This is a genomic window from Brevundimonas sp. ALps5, from assembly GCF_058681645.1.
In genome coordinates, this window is sequence record NZ_CM178744.1 from 1,107,161 (window position 1) to 1,127,248 (window position 20,088).

Consider the following 20,088-nt stretch of genomic DNA (forward strand, 5'->3'; position numbering starts at 1 on the left):
GTTCTAACCCGCTACGCTCAATGCTCCAACAGCTTCAGAAGGAAGAAGCCGCCGACCAGCAGGACCAGGGCGATGACGAAGAACAGGGCCAGCCGCTTCTCTACAACTTCCAGCATCGCCGGCCCCCAGGTCTTGAGGATCCAGGCCTCGAGGAAGAAGCGCGCCGAGCGGGTGATGGCCACGGCCACGATGAACAGGCCGAGATTGAAATGGGCCAGGCCCGAGGCGATCGTCACGAGCTTGAACGGGATCGGCGTCAGACCCTTGCCGAGGATGACGAGGAAGCCGTTGGTGGCGAACCAGGACTGGTAGACGGCGATATCCATGCCGTGACCGAAGATGTGCAGCAGTTTCACGGCCAGGGGCTCGAGGAACATGCCGATCGCATAGCCGAGCAACGCCCCCAGCAGGGAGGCGACAGAGCAGACGGCCGCATAGCGATAGGCCCGATCCGGCCGCGACAGGATCATCGGGGCCAGCATGACGTCCGGCGGAATGGGGAAGAAGGAGGCCTCGGCGAAAGAGACCGCCGCCATGGTCTTCTCGGCATAGGGCTTGCGCGCCTGTTCGAAGACCCAGTCGTAGAGTTTGCGCAGCATGGATGTCCCCGGAAAGCCGGCAAGCCCTAGCAACGGCAGGGCGCGCGGTCCATCGGCGTCGGCGCCGCAGTGACGCGAAAACCGCTGAAACATCCCGCGCCTTGGCGAAGCCGACTTCCCCCACTAGGTTCCGGCCCAATCGCGGCGAGCGCCGCACAACCTGTTCCGTGGAGAGACGCCGCATGACGCCTGCAGCCACCACCCTTACGCCTGACGCCACCATCCCCGCCGCCGAGAACCCCCTGGGCGTGGACGGCTTCGAGTTCGTCGAGTTCACCGGCCCCGAACCCGAGGCCATGATCCAGCAGCTGGAGACCATGGGCTTTGTCCAGACCCATGTGAATCCGCGCACCAATGTCGTGCGCCTGAAGCAGGGCGACATCTCCTTCCTGGTCCACCGCACCCCGACGGGTCAGGCGGGCGAATTCGCGCGCGAACACGGCCCCTCGGCCAACGGCATGGCCTTCCGCGTGAATGATGCGAAGGCCGCCTATGACGGCGCCGTCGCGCGCGGCGCCCAGCCGGCGCAAGCCCATGCGGGCGGCGCCCTGGGCGAAGGCGCCTATGTGCTGCGCGGTATCGGCGGCTCGCTGCTGTACCTCATCGACGCCTATGGCGAGACCGGCTCCCTCTATGACGCCTGGGACGAGATCGAGGGCTGGGAAGAGGAGGAACGCAAGAACAATGTCGGCCTGCACCTGCTCGACCACCTGACCCACAATGTGCGTCGCGGCCAGATGCGCACCTGGTCGGGCTTCTACGGCGATGTCTTCGCCTTCGAGGAGCAGAAGTATTTCGACATCAAGGGCAAGGCGACGGGCCTGTTCTCCCAGGCCATGATCGCCCCCGACAAGGCGATCCGCATCCCCCTGAACGAAAGCCAGGACGACAACTCCCAGATCGAGGAGTTCCTGAAGCGCTACAACGGCGAGGGCATCCAGCACATCGCCCTGGCCACCGACGACATCTTCGCCACGGTGGAGGCGATGCGCGAGCGCGGCGTGGAGTTCCAGGACACCATCGAGACCTATTTCGAACTGATCGACAAACGCCTGCCCAACCACGGGCACGACGTGGAGCGGATGCGCAAGAACCGCATCCTGATCGACGGCTCGGACGAGGAGGGCCTGCTGCTGCAGATCTTCACTACCGACGTCTTCGGCCCGATCTTCTTCGAGATCATCCAACGCAAGGGCAATGAGGGCTTCGGCAACGGCAACTTCCAGGCCCTGTTCGACTCCATCGAGCTGGACCAGATCCGTCGCGGCGTGATCAAGGTCGACGCCCATTAAGCTCCCGGCCAAACCCCCGTCCTGGCTGCCGTTTCTCGGCCCGGTCCTCGCGGCCGGCGCCGGGATGCTGGCCGGCGAATTCTGGTTGGGCGGGGGGTTCTGGATGGTGTTCAGCGCCGGGATCGCCTGCGGCTTCGCCCCGATCGTGATCTATCGGCTGTGGAAGCGGTGGCATCACCGGAAGTGACCGGCGGCCGGAATGTTTGATCTGTTTACGCGGGAGCCCATCATGCATCGTCCTTCCCTGAAGCTCGCCGGACTGGCGCTCGGCCTGTCCCTGATCGCCGCCCCCGCCTTCGCCCAGACGGCAGATGAAACGCCCCGCTGGTCATTCGCCATCCATGGCGGGGCCGGGGTGATCGAGCGGGCCAGCCTGTCTCCGGAACAGGATGCGGCCTACCGCGCGGCGCTGAGGAAGGCGCTGGAGGCGGGCGGCAAGGTGCTGGAGGACGGCGGCTCGGCGCTGGACGCCGTTCAGGCCGCCATCCAGATCATGGAGGACGACCCCCTGTTCAACGCGGGGCGCGGGGCTGTCTTCACCGCCGCCGGCAAGAACGAGCTGGACGCCGCGGTCATGAACGGCGCCGACCTGACCGCCGGGGCCGTCGCGGGCCTGACCACCACCCGCCACCCCATCGCCGCCGCCCGGGCGGTGATGGAGCAGAGCCCGCACGTCATGTTGATCGGCCAGGGCGCCGACGCCTTCGCCGCTTCCGTGGGGCTGGAACAGGTCCCGCCGTCGTACTTCTTCACCGAGCGCCGCTGGCAGGGGCTGGTTCGCCTGCTCAACGAACAGCACCAGCCGATCCCCGACCGGCCCGAGGGCGCCCCTCCGCCGCCCGCGCAGGGCATGGCGGCGAACGATCCCTCCGCCCCGCCGCTGAACGAGCGCAAGTTCGGCACGGTCGGCGCGGTGGCGCTGGACACCCACGGCCATCTGGCGGCGGGCACCTCGACCGGCGGCACCAACGGCAAGCGCTGGGGTCGGGTCGGGGACGTGCCGGTCATCGGCGCCGGCACCTACGCCTCCAACCGCGACGGCTGCGCGGTCTCGGCGACCGGCGACGGCGAGTATTACATCCGGGCGAGCGTGGCGCGGGACATCTGCGGCCGCACCGCGACCGGATCGGCCATCCTGCCCGCCGCCCAGGCCGAGGTCGCCGACGCCGAACAGCTGGGCGGCAAGGGCGGGGTCGTGGCCCTGGACCTTCAGGGCCGCCCGGCCTTCGCCATGTCGACCTCGGGCATGTATCGCGGCGAGATTCACCCGGGCGAGGCCGCCCGCGTCGCCATCTACGCCGACGAGACGCCGCGCCCCCCGGAGGCCCAATGAGCTTCGCCGAACACGAACTGACCGCCATGGCCGAGGAGGAGCTGGCCGCCGCCTGCGACCTGACCTGGCCCGAGCTCAAGCGGATCACCCCCTGGGGCGACAGCTATGAGGGTTTCGCGCCCTCGGGGCGCACGGTCGAGGTCGAGCGCCGCTACCTCTGGGCGCTGGAGCCCGAGGGCGCCATCGTGGTCGAGGTCGAGGTGCGGGACGCCGCCGCCCGCACGGGGGTCGAGACGCGAGCGGTCCTGGCGCCGCCTGCGTGAGAATTCCCCTGTCGGGCGATTGATCCGCCTCAGGAAAAACTTCGCACAACGACGTTAACCTTTTCATTGCGAAGCGCCGCCGTTCAGCCATGATGGCGGCTTCGCAACCGGCCGGAGAAGGATCGCCGCATGTCAGCCCCGACCCCGACCGACTTCCCGGCGCCGGACGCCTATTACACCCAGGAACCCGGCGGCCTGTTCTTCAGCCTGTCGCCGGCCATGACCGCGACCCTGATCCTGCTTCTGGGTCTGGCGGTGCTGCTGGGCTGGCTCTGGGGACGCAGCAAGCGCCCGAGCGGCGATCCGTCCGAAGCCATCTATACCGCCATCAAGAAAGCCCTGGCCGAAGCGACCGGGGCGCCGCGCGACAGCGTCATCGCCGCCGCCCGCAGGGCCCAGGCCGTGATCAAGGACCAGCTGGGCGACGTCCTGGTCCTGGCCAAGGGCCTGTCCGGTCCCTACGGCGCGCTCGGCCCCGCGCTGGACGGCATCGACAAGAGCCCGCCCAAGGCCGACCACAAGCCCGATCACAAGCCCGAGGCCCATGCCGAGAAGTCCGGCGTCGAGAAGGTCATCATCAAGGCCCGTGACGTCTTCATCAGCCACGCCCCCGCCTCCGACGGTCACGACGACGACCACGGCAAGGACGGCCATGGGGATGGGCACAAGGACGGCCACGGCAAAGACGAGAAGGGCCACGACAAGCCCGCCGGCGGCGGCCATGGTGGCGGTCACGGCGGCGGCGACCACCCGCCGAAGACGCTCAGCGCGGCGGCCCAGATCGAGGCGGTGCGCGCCGCCGTCCACAATCTGTCGGACCACTGGAGCGACAAGCCCGCCCGGCTGGCCGAGCTGCGCGCGGCGCGCAAACAGCTGACGCGGGCCTCCTGACCCGCCCCTCCTGAATCGGACGCCCTGAACATTTCTGATCATTGATCAGGCGCCATCCCCGGTTTCCCCTCAGGAAAAATCGGCCTAAGCCTCGGGCATGAAGCTCGCCTCGCTCAAGCACGGCCGTGACGGCCGCCTCGTCGTCGTCTCCAACGACCTGCACTGGTTCACGGACGCCTTCCTGATCGCCCCGACGCTGCAGGCGGCGCTCGATGACTGGGAGCGGTGCGAACCCAAGCTGCGCGCCCTGTCCGAAAGCCTCGAACACGAGGCCGTGCCGACAGGCCGGTTCCGCGAGCACGACGCCGCCGCCCCCCTGCCCCGCGCCTATCAGTGGGCGGACGGTTCGGCCTATGTGAACCACGTCGAACTGGTGCGGAAGGCGCGCGGCGCCGAAATGCCCGCCACCTTCTGGACCGACCCCCTGATGTACCAGGGCGGCTCCGACGGCTTCCTCTCGCCCCGCGACCCGATCCTGCTCGCTGACGACGCCTGGGGCTGCGATCTGGAAGGCGAGATCGTCGTGGTCGTCGGCGATGTGCCCCAGGGCGTGACCCCGGCCGGGGCGCTGGACCACATCCGTCTGGTCGGTCTGGTCAACGACGTCTCGCTGCGCAACCTGATCCCGGCCGAACTGGCCAAGGGCTTCGGCTTCGTCCAGTCCAAGCCCGCCAGCGCCCTGTCTCCGGTCTTCGTCACCCCCGATGCCCTCGGCGACCGCTGGAAGGCCGGCAAGCTGTCGGGCGCGCTCAGCGTCCAGTTGAACGGCAAGGACTTCGGCATGGCCGACGCCGGGGTCGACATGACCTTCGACTTCGGGACCCTGATCGCCCATCTGGCCAAGACGCGGTCGCTGGCGGCGGGGACGATCATCGGATCGGGCACGGTGTCCAACAAGGGCGCCGACGGCGGCCCGGGCAGGCCGGTCGCCGAGGGCGGCCTGGGCTACAGCTGCATCGCCGAGGTCCGCACGGTCGAGACCATCCTGCGCGGCGCGCCCGAAACACCCTTCCTGACGTACGGCGACACGGTCCGCATCGAGATGCTGGACGACAAGCATCACTCGATCTTCGGCGCCATCGAACAGACGGTCGTGAAGGTCTAGACCCCTTCCCCGAAGCCGGGTTCCCGTCATAGTCTGAGCCCTGCGGCGCCCTGCCGCAGGGGGACACCGGGCATGACGCCGCAACAGTATATTCCGCTCATCGCCGTGGGCCTCGCCCTGTTGATGGTCGTGCTCCGCAACCGGGCCCCGAGAACCCTGCGGCCGCAGTATCTGTGGGTCGCTCCGGCCATCATCGTGCCCCTGATGGCCCTGGCGATCTGGGGAACCAGCAAACAGCCCGGCGCCAGCCACGCCCCCTTCGCGGCGCTCGACTGGGTCGTCCTGACCGTCGGCCTGATCCTCGGCGGCGTCGCCGGCTGGTGGCGCGGCAAGATGACCACGATCGAAAAACATGCCGACGGCACGCTGAAGGCCCAGGCCTCGCCCATCGGCATGATCCTGATCGTCATCCTGCTGCTGGGCCGCCGCGCGCTCAGCGCCTTCCTCGAGCCCCATGCCGCTGCCTGGGGTCTGAACGCCACGGCCGTCGCCGACGCCTTCCTGGTCTTCGTGGTCGGAACGATCATCGTCCAGCGCGTCGAGATGTACATCCGCGCCCGCCGCGTCCAGCACGGCGGCACGGACAGTCACGTCGAGGCGACGGCCTAGAGGTCAGTTCGGGCGGATGACCTGGGCGGAGAAGCGTTCCATCTCCTCGGCCTGGGGCGACATCTGAAGCAGGACGAGGTCGAGGCCGGCGGCTTCGAATTCCTCGATCCGTTCCCGGACGGTTTCGGGCGTGCCGACGAAGCCGGGGCGCAGACCGCGGTTGGAGACCGAGTATTCGCGGATCTTCAGCTCCCGCTCCAGCTGGGTGCCCGACAGCCACTGGTCGAAATTGGCGAAGCCGGCGGGCGGCGTGCCTTCTGCGAGACCCGGGATGGTGGTGATCCGCGCCAGCTCGCCTTGCGCCTCGGCTTCGGTGTCGCGAACGATGGCGTAGCCGGCCATGCCGAATTGCATCGGCGGCAGGCCGAAGCCTTCGCGGCGCGCCTTCATGTCGGCGATCTTGTCCCTGATCACCTCGGGCGTATCGCCGTGCATGACATAGGCGTCGCAGTGGCGGGCGATCAGGGTCTTGGCCGCTTCGGATTCACCGCCGGCGTAGATGACCGGACGGCGGCGTTCCGGCGTCGACAGGGGCTTGGGTTCGACGATGGCGTCCTTCAGTTCGTAGTAGCTGCCCGAAAAGTCCGTGCGCGGATCGGACCAGAGCTGGTCCAGCACCTGAAGCCATTCGGTGGTGCGGGCGTAGCGGTCGTCGTGCTGGTCGAACTGCAGGCCATAGCTCTCGGCCTCCTTCGCCCACCAGGACGAGACGACGTTCAGGGCCAGACGGCCGCCGGAGATCCGGTCGATATTGGCGGCCTGTTTGGCGAACAGGGCCGGCTGGTGGAAGTTCGGCCGCACCGCCGTCATCAGCTCGATCTTCGAGGTCACGGCCGCCAGAGCCGCCGTCGACGACCAGGCGTCCAGGGCCGGGGCGTCGATGCCCTGGATGTCGTTGAGGTTCAGCTCGGCGACCAGAGTCAGGTCATAGCCGATCTCCTCGGAGCGTTTGACGATGGCCGACAGATGCTCCCAGGAGGCGCGCGGCTCATCGGCGACATTCCTCAGCCAGCCGCCGAAGACCGGGGCCCAATAGCCGTACCTCATGCCGCCTTCTCCGCCTTGAGAGTTTGTTCGGCGACGATGCCGACCAGCCATTCGACCAGATTGTCGTGCGGGTCGAAGCCCAGCACCTCGGCCGGCTTCGCCACGAAGTTCGACAGGCCGTTGATGTCGTAGAACAGGACCGACCCGTCGCGATCGTCGATCAGATATTCGATGCCGCCGATCTCCAGCTCGCCCGCCACGGCGAGCCGCTCGACCGCATCGATGATCTCCGGCGACGGCGTCGTCTTGGTCATGGTCAGGGTCGGGGCGCCGGGCCGCACCAGACAGGCGTCGGCGGGGCAGAGATCGAAGGCGTCACCCGGGCTCTCGATGTCGATGGCGTAGAGGTATTTGCCGCCCAGGGTCTCGACCCGGGTGATCTTGCCTTCCCGCCGCGGGGCGTATTCCTGAATGAGCGACAGGCCGTTGACCCCGACCGGGCACCATTTCTCTCCCGCGGCCTCGGCCAGCTTTTCGGGGCTCTCATAGCGGGTGATGCCGGCCCCGGCGCCGCCGATGTCGGCCTTGACCAGAACGGGGAAGCGCAGGCCCTCGGCCGCCGCCGGGATGTCGGCCTGACGGTGCGCCACGCGCGTCGCCGGCCCCTTCAGCCCCAGCCGGGCGATCAGTGACATCTGCCGCGCCTTGGAGGTGTCGATGTTCAGGGCCGAGGCGTTGACCACCCGCGTCCCCTGCCCCTGCCAATGCTCGAACAGGCTCTGGGCGTAGAAGATCGGATGCTCAGGTTCGCGCAGGAAGGACGACATGGCCACCCGGCTGAACACCACCTTCGCCGGCGCGGGCGATCCCGCCGGGTCGAAGGTGTTCCCGGCCAGCGGAACCTTCACATAGGAAACGCCGTGCCGGTCCAGCGCCGCGAACAGCGGCTCGAACCATTCGGGATGCTCATAGACGATGGCGAGATCGGGCAGTTCGGTATCGGTCATGTCAGGGCAGATGCGTTACAGCGCGTTGAAACGCAAGGGCGGACGCCGAATTCTCAGGCCGGGTCGGGCGGGAGCGCCGCCAGCCGGGCGGCGGCGCCCGTGGCCGAGGGATCGTCGGCCAGGGTGCGACGATACCATGCCCGGGCGCTCGCCACCTCCGACCGCGCCTCATGCCGCCGTCCGATCTCCAGCCCCAGCTCGGCCTGCCAGGGCCGGACCCGGACGGGCTCTGCGGCATAGGCCCGGTCCATGCCCTCATAGGCGCGTTCCAGCATCGACAGGGCTGCATCCTCGCGTCCCGCAATGTCGAGAAGGTCGGCGCGGTTGATCAGCAGGCCCCAGTCGTCGGGGTGATCGACCAGGGCCCGGTCATAGACGGTCGCCGCCTCCGCCAGACGACCGCTCGCCGAAAGGGCCAGACCCAAGGCCCGCTGGACCTCCGGATCGCGCGGCCGCGCCGCCGCCGCCCGCCCGGCCAGATCGACGGCCCGGCGAAGGTCCGCGACGGCCGCGGGCTCGGCCAGCCGGCCGGAAGCCAGGGCCGCCCTCAGGGCGCTGCCCGTCGGACGCGGCGCGTCCCGGCCGTCGGGCCAGCGCATATGCTTCTGGACCAGGGCGCCGGCCAGGCCGGCCTGGGCCTCCGGCGCATTGGGGTCGGCTTTCAGCGCCCGCTCATAGAGGACGATGGCGGCGTCGTTATCGGCGCGGGTGAACTGGTAGTAGCTGTCGGTCGCCCGGGCCACCGTGCGGTCGACGACGGGGGCCGGCGAGGGCGCGGGCCGGAATAAGCTCAGGGCCAGAACAACGGCCCCCGCCACGGTGATGAGGGCGATGGCCGCGCCGATCACGACCTTACGAGACGGCTTCGGACGCGGCCCTGCCCCGCCCTCCGGCGCCGCCGCGACAAGCCGGTAGCCGCGCTTGGGAATGGTCTCGATCCGTCCGCCGCCTTCGGCCTCCTCCAGCGCCTTACGCAGCTTGAAGACACAACGCGACAGGGCGTCCTCGCCGACGGTGGTGTCAGGCCACAGCGCCGCCGCCAGCACCTCGCGCGAAAAGACATGGCCGGGGCGCGAGGCGAGGAGAAACAGCAGGTCCATGACCTTGGGCTCCAGCGTCCGGCTCTCGTCGCCCCGTCGCAGCCGACCCTCGTCGCGATGGGCGCGCCAACCCCCGATATCCAGAATGTCAGAAGAAGCGGGCGCGGACACGGTCAGAAGGCCTCTCGGTCAGAAAAAGGTCAGGGAAAAGGGAGGTCGCCGTCATTCCGTCTCCGGGCTGCCGCCCCTACCCTTCCGGCCTGACTTCAGCGACAGCTTCAGGGGTATGGACGTGCGGATCAAGACGTTTGGCGCGGCGATGGGACTGGCGGTCATGATGGCCGCCGGAGGGGGCGATGCGGCCGTGGCGCGCGAGGGTCAGGCGACGGCCGCCCCTGCGGAGGTCTCCATTCCGGCCGAAGCGGTGCGGCAGGACTTCGCCGACCTCTACGCCGGCCTGAAGCAGGCCCACTACGACCTCTTCGTCCGGACCTCGAAGGCCGACTACGACCGGCTGTTCGCCGGAATGAACGCCGGGATCACCGGCCCCATGAGCCGGGCCGAGGCCGCCGCCTTCTTCCAGCGCTTCATGGCCTATGGCCATATCGCCCACGCCCGCATCGACGCCGCCTCCGAGGCCTATGGCGCCTACAGACAGGCTGGCGGCCGGGCCTTCCCGCTCGACGTCCACATCCGCGACGAACGCATCTTCGTCGCCCTGAACGGCTCCGGTTCCGCCCTGATCGCGCCGGGCGACGAGATTGTCTCCATCAACGGGATCTCGGTCGCCGACTGGTTCGCCCGCGCCTCGACCCTGATGTCGGCGGACACCCCCTACATGCTGGGCACGATGATGGAGAGCGGGTTCCGCCGCCTGTTGTGGAGCGACCTCGGCGACGTCGCCGGCTTCGATCTGGTCCTGAGGCGTGGCGACGGCGCCCCCTTCGCGGTCACGGTGCCGGCGCTAAGCCCGACCGATCTGACCGCCGCCCAAGCCGGTCAACCGCCGCGCCTCGAGCTCAGCTGGACCACTCGCGAGGCGCGGATGCTGGGCGACGGCGTCGCCTATCTGCGCCCCGGCCCGACCTATAATGTCGAGGCCCAGACCGAGGCGACGGCCTATGACAACACCACCTTCAAGGCCTTCGTCGACAGGGCGTTCGCGGACTTTCTGGACGCCGGGGCGACCGACCTGGTCCTCGATCTCAGGGACAATCCCGGCGGCGACAGCAGCTTCAGCGACCTCGTGCTGGCCTGGTTCGCCACCCGGCCCTTCCGCTTCACCTCCTCCTTCACCATCCGGGTGAGCGCACAGACCACCGCCTCCAACGCCGCGCGGCTGACGGTGGCCGACAACGATCCGACAGGGATCTCGGCGGCCATGGCCCGGGCCTATGCCGGGGCGATGCCGGGGACGGCCATCGACTTCCCCATCCCCATGGTCGATCCCCGCACCGGGCGGCGCTTCACCGGAAAGGTTTACGCCCTGATCAATCGCCGCTCCTATTCCAACACCGTGGCCATGGCGGCGACACTGCAGGACTACGGCTTCGCGACCCTGATGGGCGAGGAGACCTCGGATCTGGCCACGACCTATGGGGCGATGGAGACCTTCGCCCTGCCCCGCACCGGGTTCGTCGTCGGCTACCCCAAGGCCTTCATCGTCCGCCCCGACGGCGACCGCACCGCGCGCGGCGTGGCGCCCGACGTCGCCATCGAAACCCCGATCCTGGAGGGGCCGAACGACCCGGTGCTGGAACAGGCCCTGGCCCGGGTGAAGGCCTCGCGCGGCTCGGCGACCCGCTGAAAACGCCGTTATGGATGCACCGGAGACACGGTTGCCAACACAGGATGCGCCGCAACACAAAAGTCATCTTGCCGTCATGTAACCGAAGCTGCGCCGTTACAGGCCAAGCCTAGAGCCTCCCCCGACCTTGGGGGGATCGCGTCATGTTGTCACACATCAAATACACCCGGCTGGCCGGGCTTCTGGCCGGAACCATGCTGGCCACGGCGGCCGGCGCGGCCTTCGCCGGCGACGTCGCCGCGCCGGATACGACCCCCGACCTGGCCATGGCCACCGCGCCTGACGCCGCCGCCCCCGAGGCCGGGCCGGACACCGTCGACGATATCGTGGTCATCGGCTCTGGCCAGACCCGCTCGGTCTCGACCCTGACGCCGCAGAACCTCGACACCCTGCCGCCGGGGACCAGCATCCAGAAGGCGCTCAACATCCTGCCGGGCGTCATGGCCCAGTCGATCGACGCCCTGGGCGTCAACGAACAGTCGCTGTCGCTGCAGGTGCGCGGCTTCTCGACCACCCACCTCGGCTATTCGCTGGACGGCATGCCGCTCGGCGACGGCGCCTATAACAACTACAACGGCCTGACCATCAGCCGCGCCCTGATCTCGGACAACCTGGGCCGCGCCGATCTGGCCACAGGCATCGCGGGCCTGAGCATTCCGTCGACCAGCAACCTGGGCGGCGCGATGATCTACACCTCGTCCAACCCAACCAGGGACATGAACTTCCGCGCCAGCCAGACGATGGGCTCGGTGTCCTCGCTGCGCAGCTTCCTGCGCTTCGACACGGGCGAACATTACGGCTTCTCGGCCTATGTGTCGGGCCAGTACGCCCGGCAGGACCTGTTCGTGAACCAGAAGGACCAGAACACCTCGGACGGCCGGCAGATCAACGCCAAGGCGATCTATGATTTCGGCCGCGGCAAGATCACCGCCTTCGCCGACATCTCGCGCACCAACCAGGCCGACGACGCCTATCTGTCCAAGGACATGCTGGGCCGTCTGGGCTGGGACTGGGCCGGCTATGCGCCGAACTGGGCCGACTATCTGAGCCGCGCCTCGTGCTCGGTGGCCTCGCTGGCCGCGAAATGCGTGACCTCGACCGCGCCCGAGAAGCTGTCGGACGTGACCTACACCAACGGCCAGATCCTGCGGAACGACGAGCTCTACTACCTGGCCGGCGACTACAACATCACCGACGCCCTGAGCGCCCATCTTCAGGTCTACAGCCACACCGACAAGGGCGCCGGGAACAACTTCATCGCGGGCCTGTCCAACCAGGGCACGACCTCGACCGCCGACGACCTGCCGGTCCAGATCCGCGACACCCGCTACACCATCGACCGTGACGGCGTGGTCGGCAGCCTGAAGTGGAACATCGGCTTCAACGAGATCCAGGCCGGCTTCTGGCTGGAGGAGAACACCTCCAGCGCCGCCCGCTACATCCGCACCGATGTGAAGGGTCCGATCGATCTGGGCCGCTTCTTCGGCGGCACGCCCTCGACGGCGCAGTGGGTTCAGGAGACCGACTGGGAGACGCGTCAGTTCTACGTCCAGGACACCGTGCGCCTGCTGGACGACCGCCTGACCATCGATTTCGGCTTCAAGAGCACGTACTCGAAGTCCGACGCCGAGGCGATCCGCGGCATCGCGACCAACGCCCCGCCGGCCACCAGCCAGTTCGCCACCGGCAGCCTGACCGCCGAGGACAACTTCCTCCCCGAGGTCGGCGTCCACTACCAGCTGGCCCCCGGTCATGAGCTGTACATCAGCTATGCCGAGAACATGGCCATGTATCAGGGCGGCTTCAAACTCGGGCCGCAATCGGTGACCCAGACGGTCTGGGACGCCCAGGGCCAGTATCTGGAGCCGGAAACCTCGCGCAGCTGGGACGCCGGCTACCGCTATGTCAGCGGCCCGCTGCAGGTCTCGCTGGCGGCCTATCACGTCAATTTCGAGAACCGCCTGCTGCAGTACAACCCCTGCCCGACCAACCAGCAGCAGAACCCGGGCTGCGGCAACTCCTTCCACAACGCCGGCGGCGTCACCTCGAACGGCGTCGAGCTGGGCCTGCTGTGGAAGCCCCTGCCCTGGCTGACCTGGTACAACTCGGCCTCGTACAACGAGACCACCTATGACGACGATCTGAACTGGTGCACCACCACCTGTGTGGTCAAGGCGACGGCCGGCAAGCAACAGGTGGATACGCCGAAGGAACTGATCGCCTCCGTCCTGACCGTCCGCAACGGGCCCTTCTCGGCCTCGCTCCAGGGCAAGTACACGGGCGAGCGCTTCTATACCTATACGAACGATCAGGGCTTCGACGCGGTCACCACCTTCGATCTGGGTCTCAGCTACGACCTCGACGCCGAGGTCTCGGGCGCGAAGTTCGCGGTCAACATCACCAACCTGACCGACGAGCGCTACGCCTCGAACTTCGATAGCAGCGTCTTCGCGCCGGACGATGCGGCCGGCTCGATCCTGGTGTTCCACGCCTCGGCCCCGCGCCAGGTGTTCGCGACGATCAGCTTTGACTTCTAGGCCCCGTTCGGGCTGACCTTCTCAGGGCCCTTCCGCGTCGGCGACGGCGCGGGAGGGCCTTTCTGCTTTCGGGAGAACCCCTCGGTGAAGACCCACAAGATCCTGCCGATCATCGGCGCCGCCGCCCTCCTGTTCACGGCAGGATCGGCCCTGGCCCAGAGCTTCACCGTCGCGGTCGTGCCCGACACCCAGAACTATTCCGACATCGCCCTGCCCCAGCCGCGCGGCGCCGAGACCTTCGCGCGCGAGATGCAGTATCTGGCCGATCAGAAGGGGCCGAAGAACCTCGCCTTCGTCACCTTCGTCGGCGACATCATCCAGCACGGCGACGGCCAGTTCCGCCTGCCCGCCACCGACACGGCGCCCGCCCGCGTGATGGACACCCGTGAGGAGTGGGACATCGCCAACCACGCCATCTCGATCCTCAGCCGCTCGGGCGTCCCCTTCGGCATGGTTCCGGGCAACCACGACTACGACAATTACAGCTGGTGGGCCGAGGACGGCGGGCCGGGCGCGGCGCGGCCTCTCGCCGGCGGCCGGGCCTTCAGCTTCTACTTCGGTCCGACCTCGCGCCACTTCGCCGGCAAGGCCTGGTACGGCGGGGCGACCGACAACGGCCTGAACAGCTGGCAAACCTTCGAGGGCGACGGCAAACCCTTCCTGCACCTGTCGCTGGAGATGGACGCGCCGCCGGCCGTGCTCGACTGGGCGCAAGGGGTGATCGACGCCCATCCGGACACCCCGGTGATCATCTCGACCCACGAGTGGCTGGCGCCGTCGAAGACCGGCGCGACCGATCGGTCCAACTCGACCACCAGCCTGTTCGCCGGGACCAACCATCTGTCGCCCGACCAGATCTGGGACCGGTTCGTGCGCCAGAACCCGATGATCTTCATGGTCCTGAGCGGCCATGCCTATACCCCCGCCGTCGAGGGGGTGTCGCTGGGCGAGAACCTGAGGATCGACCGCAATGACGCGGGCCTGCCCGTCTATCAGGTGCTGCAGGACTTCCAGGGCAATACGGTCGGGCCGGATGGTCAGGCGGGCTCGGCCAACGGCGGCGGGGGCTGGCTGCGCTTCATGGAGTTCGACGTGGAGCGCCGGAAGATCCGCTTCTACACCTACTCCCCGCTGCTGGACCGCTATGCGGGCCGCAACGGCGAAGCGACCTTCGGCGTCGCGGCGACCTACTCCGAGTTCGAACTCGACTTCCCGGCCCAGCTGTTGAACCGCCATTGAGACAGGCCGGCGGGACGGTTTCTCTGGACACCAGCCCGCCCTCTGGCTAGGTCACAGCCTCTTGCGGGCCCCGGTGGTGGAACTGGTAGACGCGCCGGACTCAAAATCCGGTTCCGAGAGGAGTGTCGGTTCGAGCCCGACCCGGGGCACCAATCTTCAGAGATCGATGATCAGACCGCGAAGGCGCGGATGAAGCGTTGCGCCGTCTCGCGGGCGCGGGCCTCGATGTCGACCTCGGGATGGTCCAGACCCAGCATGGCGCGCAGGTGACCGTGGCCGACGGCCATGGACGAGAACATCTCGGCGGCGTGGTCCGGGTCCGGCACCCTCAGCAACCCCTTGCGGTCCTGTTCGGCCAGCCAGGCGGCGATGCGGCGCAGGCTGGCCGCCGGGCCGCCGTCATAGATGGCCTGGGCGATGCCCGGGATGGACGGCGACATCAGGGCGACGCCGCGCAGGCTCTCGGTCTTGTGGGCGTTGCAGACCTTGGCGATCAGGGTCGCAGCCAGGGCCGTCAGTACGGCCTCGGGATCGCCCTCGGTGCGCAGGGGGGCGGTGATGGCTTCGGAGCGCCGCTCGGCCAGGGCGTGGGCCAGTTCGGTCTTGGAGGCGAAGCGGTTGTAGAGGGTCTGTTTCGACACCCCGGCCTTCTTCGCGATGGCCTCCATCGACACCGCCCCGCCCAGCTCGTGGAACAGGGTGGCGGCGGCCTCGAGAATGGCCTCGCTCTTCCTCGGATCGATCTGACCGGCGGCCCTGGGCATCAGTGCGCGTCCGAAGGCGGGGCGGACGGATTGGGCTTCACCGGCCGGGCGAACAGGGTGACGAAGGCCGCCACGGCGCAGCCGATGCCCAGCACCGCGAAGGCGTCGCCGAAGGCCAGGGTCGTCGCCTGTTGCTGCATCATCCCGTAGATGGCCTTCATGGCCGCCCCGTCCGGATTGATGGAGGTCGAGAAGCGGTCGGCGATGCCGGTCATCATATCCTGCATCTGAACGCTGGACTGGCTGATGCGGCTGGTCAGCTCGCTCATGTGGGCGGCGGTATTGGTGGTCAGGGAGGTGTTCAGGAAGGCCAGGCCGAAGGCGCCGCCGACGTTGCGGAACAGGTTCACCAAACCCGAGGCGTTCTTGACCATGTGCGGCGGCAGGGTCGACATCGTCACCTGCTGGGAGGCGATCATGGCGATCATGACGCCGACGCCGCGCAGGGCCTGGACGCTGGCGAACTGCCAGAAGCCCCAGTCGTCGGTGACCAGACGCGCGTCCCACATGCCCCAGGCGCACAGCATGAAGCCGCCGAACATCAGGATGCGCGGATCCAGCGCCCGGACCAGACGGCCGGCGAACGGGCCCGTGGCGAACATGGCCAGACCCGAGACGACCATGGTCGTGCCCACTTCCGACGGCGAATAGTGACGCACCCGCCCGAGGAACAGCGGCAGCAGGAAGGTGCCGCCGAACAGGGCGAAGCCGACGGTGAAGGTCATGACGACGCCAACCATGAAGTTGCGGTTGCCGAAGGCCCGCAGCTCCACGATGGGATTGCGATAGGTCAGGGAGCGCCAGACGAAGGCCGGGCCGGCGACCGAGGCCACGATGGTCAGGATCAGGATCAGGTTGTCGGCCAGCCAGTCGTTCTTGGAGCCTTCCTCGAGCACATACTGCATGCTCATCAGGAAGGTCGCCATCAGGCCTAGACCCCACCAGTCGAAGCCCTTGGCCAGGGACGGATCCCCCTTGTCGAAGTTGGCGTAGCGGCTGACCAGGAACAGGACCAGCATGCCGGGCACGACGTTGATGAAGAACAGCCAGCGCCAGCTCAGCCACTCGGTCAGGTGACCGCCGAGGGTCGGGCCGACGGTGGGGGCGAGCGTCACGATCAGGCCCATCACCACACTGGCCGTGACGCGCTTGTCCGGCGGGAAGGCGGTGAAGGCCACGGCGAAGACGGTCGGGATCATGGCCCCGCCGACGAAGCCCTGAAGCGCGCGGAACAGGATCATGGTGTCAATCGAGTTCGACAGGCCCGTGGCCACGGACATGATCAGGAAGCCGGTGCAGGAGATCAGGAACAGCCGCTGGGTGCCCCACAGCCGCGACAGATACCCCGACAGGGGGATCATCACGACCTCGGGGATCAGATAGGCGGTCTGGATCCAGCTGATCTCGTCGGCCGAGGCGCCGACGCCCGCCTGGATCTGCGGCAGGGAGGCCGCGACGATCTGGATGTCGAGGATGGCCATGAACTGGCCGATGACCATGCCGGCGAAGCCGAGCAGCAGCATGGTCCAGTTGATCTCGGGGTGGCCCGCGACAGGCGCGGCGGGCTTGCCGCCGCCCGCCGCCGGAACTGCCCCCTCGGAGGCGGCGGCGTCGGTCACTCGTGCGCGCCCGATTGGGTGGCCGAGGCGTCGGCCAGACGGGTCTGGCCGGTGGCGGCCTCGGCGAAGCTGACCCCGCCGGGGCTCTTGAGGTCGACCTTGACCTCCAGCGACAGGCCGGGGCGCAGGGCGGCGCCGCCGTTGGCGCGGCTGACCACGATGCGGACGGGCACGCGCTGGGTGATCTTGGTGAAGTTGCCGGTGGCGTTCTCGACCGGGATCAGGGCGAACTCGGAGCCGGTGGCCGGGGAGAAGCTGTCGATGCGGCCGGTGATATGCTGGCCGGGGAAGGCGTCGGCCTTGATCTCGACGGTCTGGCCGATGCGCAGGCGATCCAGCTGGGTCTCCTTGAAGTTGGCCACGACATAGACGTCGCCCAGCGGCACGATCGACAGGATCTGGCCGCCGACGCGGACATACTGGCCGACGCGGACGCTGCGGGCGCCGACGACGCCGGCGCTGGCGGCGCGGATCACGGTGCGGTCCAGATTGGTGCGCGCGACCTCGACGGCGGCGCGGGCCTGTTCGACGGCGGCGACGCTCTGTTCGCGGGTCGAGCCCAGGACGCCGATGGAGTGCTGTTCGGCCGAGAGGGCGGCTTGGGCTTCGGCGACCGAGGCCTGGGCGGTCTGGGCGCCGGCGCGCTCGGTCTGGATGCCCTGCTGCGACACCCAACCCTGCTGGGCCAGCTTGCCGTAGCGGTCGACGCGGGCCTCGGCCAGGGCCGCGTTGGCCTGGGCCGAGCGGACGGCGGCGGCGCGCGAGGCGATGGTGGCCTGCTCCTGCACCGCGCGGGCGTCGACATTGCCGACGGCGGCGACCAGGGCCGCCAGATTGGCCTCGGCCTGGGCCAGCTGGGCCTTGGCGTCGGCGTCATCCAGCTTGACCAGGATCTGGCCGGGCTCGACGCGCTGGTTGTCGCTGACCAGGACCTCGGTGACGTAACCGTTGATCTGGGGGCTGACGATGGTGGTGTCGGCCTGAACGAAGGCGTTGTCGGTCGCCTCCCAGCGCTGCTTGTTCTGCCACCAGAAGAAGCCGCCGATGATCAGGGCGAGGACCACGACGCCGGCCACGATCAGGGGCAGGCGGTTCTTGAGAGCGGGTGCAGCGGGCATGGACGACCAGATGTTGGGAAACAGGCGTTCGGGGAGGAACGGGCGTTAAATAGACCCAATCGTCCAGAAAACAACCTCACAAGCTGTAAGGAATTTCGACAGCCGGGCGCCTGTGTCCGTTTGGCCTCAGACAGGGGCCACGGACAGGGGCCACGGACAGGGGCCACGGACAGGGGCCACGGACAGGGGTCGGAGCCCACCCCGCTGAGGGCCGGCGCTCGCGCTGCGAATGTGGGGATCAGGCGCCCTGTCAGCAAGGCTGGGGCGGCAGGCCTCAGTCGGCTCCGGGGGCGTTCTTGTCGCGGTTGCGAGAGGAGACGCCGCGCGACTTGCCGATCGAACCGCGGCGGCGGCCGAGATGGCGCAGCTTGGTCGGCTGGCCAAGGTAGTCCCAGAGCAGCGCGCCCAGGAAGACCACGATGATGAGAACCCCGAGGACGATCATGCGCCGTTGTCGATCTGCAGGAGTGAAGAGCCGCCTTCACCGTAGGCCAGATTGTAAAATGGGCCAGTCAAATAATGCTGCGGCGCAGCATTTTCCGGCCTCTGTGGTTGCGGCGACGCTGTCCGTGGCGCATGGGTCACGGCATGACGAGGCCCTCTGACCAGACCCCCACGGACGCCGCCGAATTCGAGGCCGAGGCTAGGGTCGCGGCGAAGGGGCCGGGCTTCCCCGAGTTCGTCTGCATGATCGCCCTGATGATGGCGCTGAACGCCCTGGCGATCGACTCGATGCTGCCGGCCCTGCCCGCGATGGGCGACGCGCTCGGCGTGGCGTCGGAGAACAGCCGGCAGTGGATCGTCACCGCCTATCTGCTGGGCTTCGGCGTGGCCCAGATCGTCTATGGGCCGCTGGCCGACCGGTTCGGACGCAAGCCCATCCTGATGATCGGCGTGGGCATCTATGTGGCCTTCAGCGTGGTGGCCATGCTGGCGCCGAGCTTCGAGACCCTGATCATCGCCAGGGTCGGACAGGGGCTGGGCTCGGCGGCGACGCGGGTGCTGGCCGTCTCCATCGTGCGCGACCGGTTCAGCGGCCGGACCATGGCGCGGGTCATGTCCCTGAGCTTCCTCGTCTTCCTCGGCGTGCCCATCCTGGCCCCCTCGCTGGGCCAGCTGATCCTGCTGATCGCCCCGTGGGAAGGCATCTTCGCCGTCCTCGCCTTCGCCGGGATCGCCCTGATGGTCTGGGCGGGCCTGCGCCTGCCCGAGACCCTGCATCCGGAAGACCGGCTGCCGATCGAGGCGAAGCGAATCGCCGGGGCCTTCAAGGCGGTGATCACCAACCGTCAGGCCATGGGCTACACCCTGGCCATGGCGGCGGTACAGGGCGCCCTGTTCGGCTTCATCAACTCCTCGCAGCAGATCTTCTACGACGTGTTCAAGGCCCCCGGCCTGTTCACCACCGTGTTCGCCGTGATCGCCGGCGGCATCGCCATCGCCTCGATCGTCAACGCCCGGATCGTGGTCAAGCTGGGCTCGCGCAAGATCAGCCACACCGCCCTGCTGGGCTTCACCGGCATCGCGGCCGTCCACGCCACCGTGGTCATCTCGGGCCACGAGTCGATCTGGAGCTTCGCCATCCTGCAGGCCATGACCATGTTCTGCTTCGGCCTGCTGGCCGGCAACTTCGGCTCGATGGCCATGGAGCCGATGGGCCATATCGCCGGCACCGCCTCCTCGGCCCAGGGCTTCATGTCGACCATCATCGGCTCCCTGACCGGCTTCGCCATCGGCCAGCAGTTCAACGGCACCGTGGTCCCCATGATCGTGGGCTTCACCTGCTGCGGCCTGATCGCCATCGTCGCGGTGCTGTTCGCCGAACGCGGACGGCTGTTCGTGCCGCACAACCCGGTTCCTGCCGCCGCTCAATAAGCC

At 68.3% G+C, this 20,088-nt stretch carries 19 protein-coding genes and 1 tRNA gene; 12 read left to right on the forward strand and 8 right to left on the reverse strand.

Annotated elements, in window-relative coordinates:
• Nucleotides 1–17: 17 nt before the first annotated feature.
• On the reverse strand, nt 18–599 hold the full coding sequence (locus tag ACW172_RS05285; RefSeq protein WP_492034143.1) for a YqaA family protein: 582 nt from the start codon (nt 597–599) through the stop codon (nt 18–20).
• Nucleotides 600–781: 182 nt separating this feature from the next.
• Between ACW172_RS05285 and hppD the strand changes: the two genes are divergently transcribed.
• From hppD to ACW172_RS05320, 7 genes are all read left to right on the forward strand, one after another.
• Nucleotides 782–1,891: a 4-hydroxyphenylpyruvate dioxygenase gene (gene hppD / locus ACW172_RS05290; protein ID WP_492034144.1), complete on the forward strand. Its 1,110-nt coding sequence runs from the start codon at nt 782–784 to the stop codon at nt 1,889–1,891.
• 64 nt (nt 1,892–1,955) lie between these two features.
• Nucleotides 1,956–2,078: a hypothetical protein gene (locus ACW172_RS05295; RefSeq protein WP_492034145.1), complete on the forward strand. Its 123-nt coding sequence runs from the start codon at nt 1,956–1,958 to the stop codon at nt 2,076–2,078.
• Between the two features lie 42 nt (nt 2,079–2,120).
• On the forward strand, nt 2,121–3,224 hold the full coding sequence (locus tag ACW172_RS05300) for an isoaspartyl peptidase/L-asparaginase family protein (protein WP_492034146.1): 1,104 nt from the start codon (nt 2,121–2,123) through the stop codon (nt 3,222–3,224).
• Nucleotides 3,221–3,487 (forward strand): hypothetical protein, encoded by a 267-nt coding sequence (locus ACW172_RS05305; RefSeq protein ID WP_492034147.1) that lies wholly within the window; start codon nt 3,221–3,223, stop codon nt 3,485–3,487. The genes ACW172_RS05300 and ACW172_RS05305 overlap by 4 nt, the downstream gene beginning before the upstream one ends.
• A gap of 129 nt (nt 3,488–3,616) precedes the next feature.
• Entirely contained in the window at nt 3,617–4,378 is a 762-nt protein-coding gene (locus ACW172_RS05310) for a hypothetical protein (protein ID WP_492034148.1), read from the forward strand.
• A gap of 97 nt (nt 4,379–4,475) precedes the next feature.
• Nucleotides 4,476–5,483 (forward strand): fumarylacetoacetate hydrolase family protein, encoded by a 1,008-nt coding sequence (locus ACW172_RS05315; RefSeq protein ID WP_492034149.1) that lies wholly within the window; start codon nt 4,476–4,478, stop codon nt 5,481–5,483.
• A 72-nt stretch (nt 5,484–5,555) separates the two neighbouring features.
• On the forward strand, nt 5,556–6,092 hold the full coding sequence (locus tag ACW172_RS05320) for a CcdC protein domain-containing protein (protein ID WP_492034150.1): 537 nt from the start codon (nt 5,556–5,558) through the stop codon (nt 6,090–6,092).
• 3 nt (nt 6,093–6,095) lie between these two features.
• On the opposite strand, the gene ACW172_RS05325 is transcribed toward ACW172_RS05320, so the two are convergent.
• From ACW172_RS05325 to ACW172_RS05335, 3 genes are read right to left on the reverse strand one after another with little or no spacing between them, the layout of a single operon-like run.
• Nucleotides 6,096–7,139 (reverse strand): LLM class flavin-dependent oxidoreductase, encoded by a 1,044-nt coding sequence (locus ACW172_RS05325; protein WP_492034151.1) that lies wholly within the window; start codon nt 7,137–7,139, stop codon nt 6,096–6,098.
• Nucleotides 7,136–8,086 carry an ATP-grasp domain-containing protein gene (locus ACW172_RS05330; RefSeq protein WP_492034152.1) on the reverse strand — a complete coding sequence of 317 codons (951 nt, stop codon included), beginning with the start codon at nt 8,084–8,086 and terminating at the stop codon, nt 7,136–7,138. The genes ACW172_RS05325 and ACW172_RS05330 overlap by 4 nt, the downstream gene beginning before the upstream one ends.
• 53 nt (nt 8,087–8,139) lie before the next feature.
• Entirely contained in the window at nt 8,140–9,297 is a 1,158-nt protein-coding gene (locus ACW172_RS05335) for a winged helix-turn-helix domain-containing protein (protein WP_492034153.1), read from the reverse strand.
• A gap of 121 nt (nt 9,298–9,418) precedes the next feature.
• On the opposite strand from ACW172_RS05335, the gene ACW172_RS05340 reads away from it, so the two are divergent.
• From ACW172_RS05340 to ACW172_RS05355, 4 genes are all read left to right on the forward strand, one after another.
• The gene (locus ACW172_RS05340; RefSeq protein ID WP_492034154.1) at nt 9,419–10,933 is read left to right on the forward strand and encodes a S41 family peptidase; all 1,515 of its coding nucleotides are present in this window, start codon (nt 9,419–9,421) and stop codon (nt 10,931–10,933) included.
• 143 nt (nt 10,934–11,076) lie between these two features.
• On the forward strand, nt 11,077–13,470 hold the full coding sequence (locus ACW172_RS05345) for a TonB-dependent receptor (protein ID WP_492034155.1): 2,394 nt from the start codon (nt 11,077–11,079) through the stop codon (nt 13,468–13,470).
• Between the two features lie 84 nt (nt 13,471–13,554).
• Nucleotides 13,555–14,709: a metallophosphoesterase gene (locus ACW172_RS05350; RefSeq protein WP_492034156.1), complete on the forward strand. Its 1,155-nt coding sequence runs from the start codon at nt 13,555–13,557 to the stop codon at nt 14,707–14,709.
• A gap of 67 nt (nt 14,710–14,776) precedes the next feature.
• Nucleotides 14,777–14,861, forward strand: a tRNA-Leu gene (locus tag ACW172_RS05355).
• An 18-nt stretch (nt 14,862–14,879) separates the two neighbouring features.
• Here the strand turns inward: ACW172_RS05355 and ACW172_RS05360 are convergent.
• The 4 genes from ACW172_RS05360 to ACW172_RS05375 all read right to left on the reverse strand — a co-directional run bounded on the left by ACW172_RS05360 (nt 14,880) and on the right by ACW172_RS05375 (nt 18,655).
• Nucleotides 14,880–15,473, reverse strand: a complete 594-nt coding sequence (locus ACW172_RS05360) for a TetR/AcrR family transcriptional regulator (protein ID WP_492034157.1) — start codon at nt 15,471–15,473, stop codon at nt 14,880–14,882.
• Nucleotides 15,473–17,092 (reverse strand): DHA2 family efflux MFS transporter permease subunit, encoded by a 1,620-nt coding sequence (locus tag ACW172_RS05365; RefSeq protein ID WP_492034158.1) that lies wholly within the window; start codon nt 17,090–17,092, stop codon nt 15,473–15,475. The genes ACW172_RS05360 and ACW172_RS05365 overlap by 1 nt, the downstream gene beginning before the upstream one ends.
• Complete coding sequence (locus ACW172_RS05370; protein ID WP_492034159.1) at nt 17,089–18,210, reverse strand: HlyD family secretion protein; 1,122 nt, start codon at nt 18,208–18,210, stop codon at nt 17,089–17,091. Before ACW172_RS05370 ends, ACW172_RS05365 begins: the two co-directional genes overlap by 4 nt.
• Before the next feature lie 274 nt (nt 18,211–18,484).
• On the reverse strand, nt 18,485–18,655 hold the full coding sequence (locus ACW172_RS05375; RefSeq protein ID WP_492034160.1) for a hypothetical protein: 171 nt from the start codon (nt 18,653–18,655) through the stop codon (nt 18,485–18,487).
• 143 nt (nt 18,656–18,798) lie between these two features.
• Here ACW172_RS05375 and ACW172_RS05380 point away from each other — a divergent pair, with 143 nt between their 5' ends.
• On the forward strand, nt 18,799–20,085 hold the full coding sequence (locus ACW172_RS05380) for a multidrug effflux MFS transporter (RefSeq protein WP_492034161.1): 1,287 nt from the start codon (nt 18,799–18,801) through the stop codon (nt 20,083–20,085).
• Nucleotides 20,086–20,088 lie beyond the last annotated feature (3 nt).